The sequence below is a fragment of the Rubritalea sp. genome, from assembly GCF_039830215.1.
GTDB lineage: Bacteria > Verrucomicrobiota > Verrucomicrobiia > Verrucomicrobiales > Akkermansiaceae > Rubritalea.
Genome location: NZ_JBDOPO010000327.1, coordinates 1 through 10,363, shown reverse-complemented (window position 1 = coordinate 10,363; position 10,363 = coordinate 1). Strand labels below are relative to the sequence as shown.

The window sequence follows — 10,363 nt, the reverse complement described above, 5'->3', positions numbered from 1 at the left end:
GATTCATTAGTAGATAACCTCACACATGGCCGAGTCGAAGTTGACATGTTGAAGTTTCTTGGAGAAGGATTCCGCTTTGTTGACAATCGCTTGTGCTCACTTCAGCTAGTTCAGAGTGGGCTCACCTCTGCTGCTATGTTCACACCTGAAGGTGAAGTGGTGCAGCCAGCTGAGATTCTCTATAAAAAATCTGTGGCCTTGCTTCGTGGTAGTTTCGACCCAGTGACTCATCTACACTTGGATATGATGAGTCAAACAAAGGAAAGTTTTAGCGGAGAGTTAGATAAAGGGCAAAAAGAGCGCTTTATAAGCCTCTGTGAAATTTCTATGAATAACCTCTTGCGAAGAGAAAATGGTGAAGTGGACCATGTGAAGTTTCTTGATAGAGCAGATGCGCTGCAGGCTCTAGGCCAGACGTTGTTGATCTCAAATTGTCCTGAGTTTCATCGGATTGCAACTTACTTGAGTCGATACACCAAAGAGCCGATTGCTATCATTTTGAGTATTGGTTTGCTTAATGAATTATTTAAAGAGAAATGGTATGAGAAGCTTGAGGGCGGTATTTTAGAATCCTTTGGCCGTCTCTTTAAAAATGAGGTGTCACTTTATGTTTATCCGTGGAAGAACCGAAAAAATGGTGAACTAGTGACCGCAGAGAGCTTTAGAGCCGGCGAGACATCAAAGCACCTCTATCAGTATTTGTTGCAGAATAGGCTCGTGCGCTCTGTTGAGCCAGGTGATCAGCGCCTTCTGAATTATACCGGCCGAGATATTCAGAAGATGATTGCTGAAGGAAGCGAGGATTGGAAAGAGCTTGTTCCTGAAGTCGCTCACAGAGCAGCGCTCCACATTCACTAAGCCTTATTATGGATCCATTTGCTACAGATCTGCGAGGTTTACTTCACTATGTTCCTCAGTTTTTGGGGAAACTCTTCGTAGTGGATGTCGAATGGCAGGACCTATCTGAGGCGTCACAGGCTGAAATAGTTATGGATTTGTGTGCGCTTCAGTCGATTGGGGTGCGTCTCGTTATCGTATCGACTGAGCAAGAGTTAGAATCTATCATAGACTGGGCTGTTGATCATGATTTCCGCTCATCAGTGATTGCTGATGACTCCACCATTACGAGAATCAATGATGTGATAGAACGGGGACAGGCAGCTTTGCTTAAACGAGAGAGTTTGCTGCTTGCTGTTGATTTGATTAAGATTTCAGTCTCATTAGGTGCTTCGAAATTGATTGCATTGACTGATTTTCAGCCATTAGAGGAGAAAGGGAAGTTACTTAGATTCTTACGAGTGAAAGAAATCGATGACTTGAGCTCTAAGTTAAGGTCTAAAGATCAGCAGTTGCTAGCAGCTGCGGCTTCAGCCTGTGAATTAGGGGTGGATCGAGTGCACCTACTTGATGCTTCGGTTCCAGGAGTTTTACTTGATGAGCTCTTTTCTAACGAAGGAGTGGGAACGATGATCTATGGTGGGGTCTATAGGCAAATCCGAACCCTGAAGGAGGAAGATATTTCTGAGCTTCTAGGTTTGATAGGGAGATCAGTTCGTCGGACACACTTGGTGCCTCGCAGTTATGAACAAATTGCAGAATCTCTAGAAGATTACGCCGTGATGGAAGTCGATGGGCATGTAGTTGGCTGTGTTGCTCTTTATCAATACGGCGACCTAGGCGAGATTGCCTGTCTCTATGTAAAGCAAACACATGAAGGTACTGGCTATGGTGCCGACCTTGTTCGTTTCATGGAGGCTCGTGGTAAAGAACGAGGAATGCGGTCAGTCTTTGCCCTCACCAATCGAGCAGCCAACTTTTTTACAGAACAGATGGGGTATAGCATATTCCCCGTTGAATCATTGCCTATTGGGCGGCTGAAAGAGCTTCATTACAGCGGGCGGAATTCTCAGGCATTTATCAAGCACTTGTAAAGCTGGGCTCATCGAATGTTCAAGACCAGTGGCCTATGATCGCTGGCGGTATTCGATACTGGAATATCGAGGATGTAAGATTTCTTGGTCTCAATATGTGCACGCATTTTCGGGGAGACAAATATGTAATCAAACCGCGAATAGACATCTTCGTAACTCCAATAATGAGTCCATTTTGAACCATTGGAGTCCTCCAGGTTGAGCGACCGAAGGAAGTTGTCTTGGTGTTGGTTTCCAGCAACAGCGCGGATGGTTGGGGACATTTTCGTGTCATTGAAATCCCCATAAACAACCAAGTGGGAATCGCCAGATGCCAGAACTTCATCGACGTGCTTACGCAGCAGAGCCGCTTCGCGTCGGCGGATTTGTGCCTGGTTCCAATATTTGCTGGGACGTTTAGATTTGAGGTGTACTCCTATGAATCTTGTTGGGCCTGAGTGCAGCTTAATGGTGACATCTAGAATACCTCTGAGCATCATGTGACGTTTGCCGTCGAGAATGTAGCTAAGCTCGTTGGGCTTATTTGGCTCGATAGGAAATTTTGAAAGAATAGCCAGCCGCCTATAACTATCAGCCCCCCCGTGTAAGTGGTTGTGAGGATATAAGAGACCTTCAGATTCTAGTTGAGAAGTGAGGTCATCGAGGTCAGCTTGCGTTCCAATCTCGCAGACCCCTAGAATATCCGGCGCAACCTTTTTGATATTTTGCACTAGATCCTGGATCTCAACCGTGGGCTTAGGTCTAATGTGGTCTCGATTTCCACCTCTTGGCATGCTGAGGTAATTACGCAGGTTATAGGCCATAAAACAGGTGTCGTCACCTTCGTCAGCAAGTGGGCGCGCAGTGGCTAATGGAAGTTGCAGGGCATTTGAGCTAGGCTCAGATTTTAGCTCTATTTCCGGCCAGTCAGGCGTTTCTTGTTTTGAATCACAATAGCTGAGTATGCCAATGACTAGGCAAGAAAAAAACCCACGAAGCAAAGCTTGTGGGTTTAAAATTGGAGTAAGAGCAGGCATTAAGCTTCAGTCTCATGTTTTTTCTTTTCTGAAACGGTGCTTTTGCTGGTTTCTTCGTGTTCAGCTCGGGTGATCTCGTGTTCGAACTCTTCACGAGCACGCTTGAACTCTCCCATGCTTTTGCCTACGCCACGGGCCAATTGCGGAAGCTTCTTTGCTCCGAATAGCAGGAGGATAACGATGAAGATGAGAACCATCTCACCCCCTTGAGGTAGAGAAACGAAGGAAAGTGTTGCATACATAATTCTTATATTAGTGTGAATTTTTGCAAAATGCAAACGCATTCGCAGTGCTGAAGGCAGCTTTTGTCCAGCTTATCTTGATTCGGTTCTCCGCTAACTAAGTCCCAGTTCTTTCGACTTTTCTGTTGAAGCTTCTACTGCAGCCATCGTTGCGGAACGGAATCCATTGTCATCGAGAGCTTGAACTGCCGCAATTGTGGTACCTCCTGGGGAGGTGACCATATCGCGTAAAATCGCTGGGTGAAGTCCAGTTTCAGCGACCATTGAGGCTGCACCAAGCACGGTTTGAGTAGCTAATTCTAGAGCTTGAGCGCGGGGTAGTCCCTTGAGTACCCCGCCGTCAGCCATTGCTTCGATGAAAGTGTAGACATAAGCTGGGCCACTACCTGAAACGCCAGTGACCGCATCCATCAGGGACTCATGGACTTCAACAACTGAGCCGACTGCACCAAGTAGTTTGCAGGTCATTTCCGCATCAGCTGCGTTGGCATTGGAGCCGGTGGTGTAGGCCGCAGCACCCTTTCCTATAAGAGCTGGGGTGTTCGGCATGCAGCGAACCACGCGAGCGGAGTCAGGCAGAACCTGTTCCATTTTCACTAAGGCTAGTCCGGCCACAGCCGAGATGAGTAGCGTGCCATCAAGACATTCTGGTGACTCAGCTAATTCAATTAGAACGATAGGTGTGACATTAGGTTTGGTGCAAACGTAGACGACGTCGGCTTTGCTCGCTAAGTCGGAGTTGGATGCCACAGCATTGACCCCGAGTTCTCTTGCCAGTGCAGCCCGGGTGTCTTCGGTTCTGGATGAAACAAACACATCCTTCGCCTTTACGATCCCATTTTTAAGTGCTCCTTCAAGTAGAGCCCGGCCCATTTTCCCGCAACCTATAAGTCCTAGTTTCATAGCTTCAATGTTAGAGCTAGTTAGCTAGGCTGTCGAGAAAAGCTTGAAGCTTCTGTGGGAGTAACTTTACAGGTTGCTAAGTGTGCCGATTGTTGAATAGTCATCGCATATGAAATGGATTTTGGCGTGTAGTATCTCATTCTTAGCTGTAGGATTTGCTCAAGAAGCGTTCCCAGTGGCCGAGGTCTTTGATGTGAAAGGTGTGATAGCTGCGCCTGTGGCTAAGCTGGCTGTTCCGGCAATGCTACCCCAAACTGGGGAGCCTCAGTTGCTAGTATTCTCGTCTAGCCTAGAAGCGCAGAAGCATGTGCGCCAAGGTTTTGCCTTGATTCATGCGTCGTGGGATTTTGAAGCCTATCGTCATTTCACCACGGCTTTGGAGGCTGACCCTCAGTGTCTGATGGCCTATTGCGGCATCGTTTTGTCCCTCACTAGCCCGCGGCACGAATTCAATGAGCAGCGCGCTGTATCGTATAACCGAATGCTAACGCTTGCTGAATTCAAGGTTGATGGGCAGTTTTACTATCCTGAGAATGAGAGAATGTATGCGGTCGCCATTGCTGAGTTGGTTGTCAATGGATTGGGCAATAGCGTGCGCGTCTTTAGGCAATTATGTAATGACTATCCAAATGACCTTCAGGCCAAGCTCCTCACGACATATCTCTCACGTGGTGGGTACAATGTTCTTGGGAATCCTCGGGTGAAACAGCGTATGGCTGTTGAGGAATTTGAGGAGCTAGTTAGGAAGAACCCGGAGGATCCTATGGCTCTGAACTTTCTTATCATGGCTCAGGCGGAAGCTCCATCTAGTGCCGTTGACTTTAAAAATGATTTATTGCCTCGTGCCCTCAAACTTTCAGAGATTAGTGAAGGTAAAGTGGCCACTTGGCAGGCATTGTTAGGCTTCATTGCTATGCGTAGTGGTGACGCACCACTTGCCGAAAAATCCTACCGCGAGGCCATCGCGCTTTTTGAAAAGTGGCAAGAAGTAAACAAGCTAAGTGCCGCGGATAACGATGGACTTATTAGGTCTCAGTTGTTTCTCGCCTCAGTGCTTCATGCTCAAGGAAAAACCAAAGAGGCTTCCGTGCTTGTTTCATCTATTCTCAAAACAAAAATCGAGGATGGCCGTGAGTACTCAGCTGGGGCTCTTTCGCTTAAATGGTGTGGTCAGCTTATGCCATTCAGAATGCACATTGAATCAGGTGAGCCACTTTCCGCGAAGCTCTCATTACCACAACCAACCACTACTAACCGGAAAGACATGGATCCTTATAGTGCTATTTTGTTAGCTTATCAGCTCTATGCTGACACTTTGCTCTCCTTAGGGAAAAAGGAGTTCACCGCAGCACGTAAGCAGCATGGTCAGCTGGGCATAGTCCTGTCTGATATGCAGAAAATGCAGACCCAGATCAGTCAAAGCTACGAGGTTGCCTACTTTATGCCAGCGTTGAGCTCACTTATCGTTTTACACAAAGAACTAACGGCTCAATTATCTGAGAAGGATGGTCTCGCCTACAACTGGTACCAAGCTGCGATCGAAGCATTGCCTGCCGAGTCTCGCTTGCTGCCATCTGAAATTCTTTTCCCGGTAGAATACCGAATGGGCCTTTACCAAAAGAAAGTGGGGATGGCTGAAGAAGCGAAAGCTTCGTTCAAAAAAGCCTTGGAGCGCCGCCCGCTCTACCTGAAAGCACAGGTGGAACTAGATGCGCTAAAGAGGTAAGTTGCCGACTATTTAATCCAAACTCCCAATGGCAGTAGTTCGTTGCACTCTTATTTTGTGTGCCTCTATCCTATTGGGCTGCGATGAGATGTTTCCTGAGAAGGATATCGAGGATGAGCAAAAAGAGTTGGTTACCCCCGAAGAGAAAAAAGCACTCGAACAACTTGGTGATCGTTTACTTGAGGGGAAAATCATGGGATCTGTAGGGAACACCCAGTTTATTGAATAGGCGGTGAATACTTGCAGCTGTGCGCCAACATCTAGTTGCTTTTATTGACTGCTAGCTAATCTTTCATAAGACTATTTAGCTGAGTTGATTCGGCATATGCAGACCTCGCTTAGCGATGAGTTTAATATGCGAACGAGAATAGGCTTTTCAAGTTGGTATTCAAGTCGTAAGGGATTGGCATGGAAGAGAGAGATCTAGGAATACAGCCATTGGATGCCATGATGACAGCATGGGGCATGAGCAACAACGAGATGGTGGATGTCTCGACTGAGCAGCTCACACACAAGCAAGTTCAGCGTGCACGCAATGGTCGCCGTCTATCACTCAAGATGATGCAGAAGGTTAATCGTGCTTTCAATGTGACTATCTGGTTCAAGCTCAGCGACGAGCAAAAGGAGACATACTTCGAGTATATGCACAAGCACCTCTTTAACTACGCGAAGGGCTTTGATGCTGACTTCGTTGACCCTAATGAAGCTCTTCGTAACGCTATCGTGGCTCCTAGTGAAGAAGCTTAACCGCATTTAGAATAGATCCTGATGGAGGTCGATTTCATCATCGTGGGTCAAGGCCTAGCTGGCTCCGCGCTATCGATGGCTCTGATGCGCCGCGGAAAGTCCGTGGCAGTGGTCGACAGCAATGACCCATCCGCCGCCACTAGAGTGGCAGCAGGGCTCGTGACCACTCTAGCAGGGAAAGGGATGAACCAAGCTTGGCGCCAAGCTGAATACCTGCCCGAGGCAATATTCTATTACCAGGATCTGGAGCGGGAGAGTGGCACGCAACTATTTTATCCGCATTCTGTTCTTCGTTTATTTAAGGATCTAAAGGAAGTTGCTAAGTTTGGCCGTAAGGTGGACTCGGTGAAAGAATGGGTTGTCGCAGATGTGGCTGAAATTCCACCGAACCAACTCCATGCCGACTTTGGCGGGTTTGAAATGGCGCACGGTGGGCGATTGGACACCGCGGCTTACCTTAAGGTAGTTCGTCAGATAATTGAATCCGAAGGGCTCTATCTAGAGCAAACCTTTGATGAGGAATCAGTCGAGCTTTCGGCGGAAGGAGTTTCTTGGAATGGTATACACGCGCAAAAAATTATTTTATGCCAAGGTTATGCTGGCTTGGCGAAGGGGCGCTTCTCGAACCTAAAGCACCGCAGCGCCAAAGGTGAGATGCTTACAGTCCGAGTGAATCAGTTAGATTCTGAGAGAGTTATCAGTCGTAATGGCTGGATGGTACCTATAGGAGATAAGCTCTGGCGTGCTGGGGCAACCTATGAATGGGATGACCTCAGCACCAATCCTACCGCTGAAGGATGTTCTGAAGTGGAGCAGAAAGTGACAGACCTCACTTCGCTCCCGTTCGAAGTTGTAGGACATGAAGTGGGGGTAAGGCCCATCATCCACCGCAGTCAGCCCGTGATCGGACTAGATTCCACTACTCCACAGATCGGCTTTTTCAACGGCCTAGGTTCTAAAGGAGTCATCACAGCCCCCAGTGTGGCAGAGCATTTTACTAGCTATCTCCTAGGTGAGTCCGAGCTAGATCCCGAACTGTCGCTAGCTCGAGTGGAGAGGACCTGAATCTATTTGGAGGCTGAGTTGGCTTGACTACAACGGTGGGGCTTTACCCTGCCACGCCAACAATCGACGGGAAATTGCCCTTAGATCTCGCTCACGCGCTCGCTAGGAGTCCAGCCGCGGGTGCCGTTGGCTAATTCGATGTAAGTCCATGCTCCTCGCTCCGCGATAATTCTGCATGGCGATGCGGGATTTGCTTTGATCATAGTTTTTTTATCGAGTTCTTTACCAGACACGTCAACGGGTTCGGTGAGTATGGAGGTGAACTCAGTGACCATGCCAGCCTTGCCTGTGGTGCTAGCCATCCGCTGGGGGTGTTTGAGCCAAGCTGCTGAGGATAGAATTATCCAAAACGGACTGAGAATGATGAGTGTGAGCGCTAGTGCAAACTTGCCGTTTTTTAGATGAAATAGCTTAAGAGCTATGAGTGTCAGAGCTAGTACCCAGATGCCTAGGAAGATTGCTTGTTGATAGGCTGTCGCAGGTAATTCTAGAATCCATTTCTCTAACTCACTGTACTCAGGGCCAAGGATGCTCCCTTGGGTTTTCTGTGTGAAGGTGAGGTTTTTGGATGCCTCATAATGGAAAGGATCGATGGCGAGAGCTTTCTTATAAAACAGCGCTGCCATTCCCGGTTGGTTCGCACGGTAATAACAGTCGCCCACATTGAATAAAAGATCGGCTGAGCCGGGATTTTTCTCGCTGGCCTCGAGGTAACCATCGAGCGCTGTCTGGTAATCACCAGCTTCCCAAGCTTTGAAGCTACTCTCATCCGCCCAGCTCTGTTGGCTAAAGGTGAGAAGCGCTATCAGTGTGAGCACTGAGAGGGATTTGAGTAATTGTAGGATCGAACTGCGCTGTTTTGAATCTAACTTTTGATCAGCTGCAGGTTGGTAGCATTGGCTGTCACGTTGATCCAGAACAGACTGAGCTTCTTGGGAGTCAGCTAACCAGCGTTCGACATAACCGCCAGCTTCTTTGAGGAAGTCTTGGTCCTTAAAGGAGTTGAGTTTTTTTAGTTCATTCAACTGTAGAGACTTCGTTGAGTTTGTTTGCTTTGAGGCGCGTACCTTACGTTGGCCAGCTATGCCTAACATCGCTACTAAGAAAAGAGCTGGGACTACCTGCCAAGTCCACACTGGAAGCTGTGCTATTACAGAGCGAGCAGGTCTAGTGAGATTGACATCGGTCAGGGGTCCCAGAATGTCTTGCATAGATTCTGTTGGAACTGCAGTAGCAGGAAGGACCGCGCTACCAGTCACTTCAGGAACCGTGACTGTGATTGCACTTGTAGAGGTCGTGCTAAGAACGAATTCTTCGGCTACTGGATCAAAGTGTGCGAAGGTGAAACGTGGTAGCGTGTCTGCTCCACGTAGAGGTTGCAGAATATAGGTGAACTGAGTTTGGCCGCTGAGTTCTTTTCGTTCGTCTCCTTGTTGGACGCGTGAGACGTCGACTACTTTCCAGGTGGCTGAGTCTTCGAGCTCCGGCGCGATTATGTCAGGGAGATTGCCAGAACCAGCGATAGTAACAGTTGCTGTGATTGAGTCGTTTAGGCTAATGCTCTCGGTTACTGGTAGGTCGGCTTCGATGGTGAATTCTCCAACCGCTCCTTTGAATTCAGGGGGAGCAGTGCTGGGGAAGGGGAGGACCTCAAATCTGAGGTCCTCTGAGGTGATTGGCATTTCTGCTGTCTGGCGCCTTGAAAACCCAAAACGTGAGGTTGTGTTAGAAGGGGCAATGATGAGCTCGGTTGTTAGTGGGCCGAAACTAGCGTCGCCAGCTTTGATCGAGCTGAGAACAGTGGTGTAGCTGCCAACGACGTAGCGTTTGTTGTTGATAAAGGCTTGGCCAACATCGCGGTTGGAGGTTGGTGGGCTAAAACGCCAAGCTGTGCAGTTGAATATTTTGTCAGGTTTAGGAAGTCCCCATCCTTGTGGGTTGAGATTGGCTGGGATGTAGATCTTGTATTCTACTATAGTGGATTCACCTGGGTAGAGAGTTGTCTTGCCGATGAATACTTTAGAATAGCAACTGATTGTGTTTTCCTTGTACTTGAATTGCTCAAGTTTGAGATCTTCAACTGGGACTACTTGGAAGTTGGCTGGCTGAGATTTGACCGTTGTTCCTTGGAGCTCAAGATCGAGAGCCGGGATGGAGTAATTGCCGGCTTTGGCATCAGAGATAGGATACTGATAAATGAAATAACGGTCGCCATTGATGTACTGCTGTTGAAAACCACGTTGCGTCAGTTTCATGCCGCCGATATCGATCGACTCTGGTGGAGCTTGCTTTGGGTTGACCCCGCGATAGATCAAACTGAAATATCCCACTTCTCCCTCGATCAGATTAGTCGAGGAGATCTGTGTGATGATGGATGCTTCTTGCTGCGCCTGTGCGAAGCAAATACCGAGTAGGGTGAATATAAGTGTGAGAAGTCGCATAATGGCTTACCAATCGATTTCAGGTTTGTTGATTCTCCATTTATTCCGTGAGGAATCTGGTCGTTGTTGCATGTCCGCGTGACGTTTTAGCAGTTCGCGGGCGTCTTGTTGTTCTTTAATGGCGTAGCCATTTTTCTGTGAGTTTTTACTAGCATCTCCAGCTGGAGTTCCTTGTTTGCCTTGGTCGCCATCCTTTTTCTGGTCACCATCTTTGCCTTGGTCACCGTCCTTCTTCTGGTCACCATCTTTGCCTTGGTCACCGTCCTTCTTCTGGTCACCATCTTTGCCTTGG

The 10,363-nt window shown here is 48.0% G+C and carries 10 protein-coding genes and 1 pseudogene; 6 read left to right on the top strand and 5 right to left on the bottom strand.

The annotated features are described in order from the left end of the window. Together ABGY95_RS11055 and ABGY95_RS11050 are read left to right on the top strand one after the other, a co-directional pair. Window positions 1-858, top strand: a pseudogene (locus ABGY95_RS11055) (TonB-dependent receptor); the annotation flags it as partial. 8 nt (window positions 859-866) lie between these two features. Then, entirely contained in the window at window positions 867-1,931 is a 1,065-nt protein-coding gene (locus ABGY95_RS11050) for a GNAT family N-acetyltransferase (protein WP_347441740.1), read from the top strand. A gap of 8 nt (window positions 1,932-1,939) precedes the next feature. On the opposite strand, the gene ABGY95_RS11045 is transcribed toward ABGY95_RS11050, so the two are convergent. The 3 genes from ABGY95_RS11045 to proC form a co-directional block, all read right to left on the bottom strand. Continuing rightward, a complete protein-coding gene (locus tag ABGY95_RS11045) occupies window positions 1,940-2,911 on the bottom strand; it encodes an endonuclease/exonuclease/phosphatase family protein (RefSeq protein WP_347441739.1) in 972 nt (323 codons plus the stop codon). A 35-nt stretch (window positions 2,912-2,946) separates the two neighbouring features. Further along, window positions 2,947-3,189 (bottom strand): twin-arginine translocase TatA/TatE family subunit, encoded by a 243-nt coding sequence (locus ABGY95_RS11040; protein WP_347441738.1) that lies wholly within the window; start codon window positions 3,187-3,189, stop codon window positions 2,947-2,949. Between the two features lie 93 nt (window positions 3,190-3,282). After that, window positions 3,283-4,092: a pyrroline-5-carboxylate reductase gene (gene proC / locus ABGY95_RS11035; RefSeq protein WP_347441737.1), complete on the bottom strand. Its 810-nt coding sequence runs from the start codon at window positions 4,090-4,092 to the stop codon at window positions 3,283-3,285. Between the two features lie 109 nt (window positions 4,093-4,201). Here proC and ABGY95_RS11030 point away from each other — a divergent pair, with 109 nt between their 5' ends. From ABGY95_RS11030 to ABGY95_RS11015, 4 genes are all read left to right on the top strand, one after another. Beyond that, window positions 4,202-5,818, top strand: a complete 1,617-nt coding sequence (locus tag ABGY95_RS11030; protein ID WP_347441736.1) for a tetratricopeptide repeat protein — start codon at window positions 4,202-4,204, stop codon at window positions 5,816-5,818. A gap of 28 nt (window positions 5,819-5,846) precedes the next feature. Continuing rightward, window positions 5,847-6,047 (top strand): hypothetical protein, encoded by a 201-nt coding sequence (locus ABGY95_RS11025; protein ID WP_347441735.1) that lies wholly within the window; start codon window positions 5,847-5,849, stop codon window positions 6,045-6,047. Between the two features lie 179 nt (window positions 6,048-6,226). Further along, entirely contained in the window at window positions 6,227-6,565 is a 339-nt protein-coding gene (locus tag ABGY95_RS11020; protein ID WP_347441734.1) for a hypothetical protein, read from the top strand. A 21-nt stretch (window positions 6,566-6,586) separates the two neighbouring features. After that, the gene (locus ABGY95_RS11015) at window positions 6,587-7,630 is read left to right on the top strand and encodes an FAD-dependent oxidoreductase (RefSeq protein ID WP_347441733.1); all 1,044 of its coding nucleotides are present in this window, start codon (window positions 6,587-6,589) and stop codon (window positions 7,628-7,630) included. Between the two features lie 80 nt (window positions 7,631-7,710). On the opposite strand, the gene ABGY95_RS11010 is transcribed toward ABGY95_RS11015, so the two are convergent. Together ABGY95_RS11010 and ABGY95_RS11005 are read right to left on the bottom strand one after the other, a co-directional pair. Beyond that, window positions 7,711-10,071, bottom strand: coding sequence for a tetratricopeptide repeat protein (locus tag ABGY95_RS11010; protein WP_347441732.1), 2,361 nt, complete (start codon window positions 10,069-10,071; stop codon window positions 7,711-7,713). Window positions 10,072-10,077: 6 nt separating this feature from the next. Beyond that, window positions 10,078-10,363: hypothetical protein (locus ABGY95_RS11005; protein ID WP_347441731.1), on the bottom strand; the 286-nt coding region annotated here is incomplete at its 5' end.

Excerpts from the sequence above, each read along its gene's own strand:
- ABGY95_RS11010 (WP_347441732.1), bottom strand. The coding sequence starts at position 10,071 with ATGCGACTTCTCACACTTATATTCACCCTACTCGGTATTTGCTTCGCA.
- ABGY95_RS11025 (WP_347441735.1), top strand. The coding sequence starts at position 5,847 with ATGGCAGTAGTTCGTTGCACTCTTATTTTGTGTGCCTCTATCCTATTG.
- ABGY95_RS11030 (WP_347441736.1), top strand. The coding sequence starts at position 4,202 with ATGAAATGGATTTTGGCGTGTAGTATCTCATTCTTAGCTGTAGGATTT.
- ABGY95_RS11050 (WP_347441740.1), top strand. The coding sequence starts at position 867 with ATGGATCCATTTGCTACAGATCTGCGAGGTTTACTTCACTATGTTCCT.
- ABGY95_RS11040 (WP_347441738.1), bottom strand. The coding sequence starts at position 3,189 with ATGTATGCAACACTTTCCTTCGTTTCTCTACCTCAAGGGGGTGAGATG.
- proC (WP_347441737.1), bottom strand. The coding sequence starts at position 4,092 with ATGAAACTAGGACTTATAGGTTGCGGGAAAATGGGCCGGGCTCTACTT.
- ABGY95_RS11020 (WP_347441734.1), top strand. The coding sequence starts at position 6,227 with ATGGAAGAGAGAGATCTAGGAATACAGCCATTGGATGCCATGATGACA.
- ABGY95_RS11015 (WP_347441733.1), top strand. The coding sequence starts at position 6,587 with ATGGAGGTCGATTTCATCATCGTGGGTCAAGGCCTAGCTGGCTCCGCG.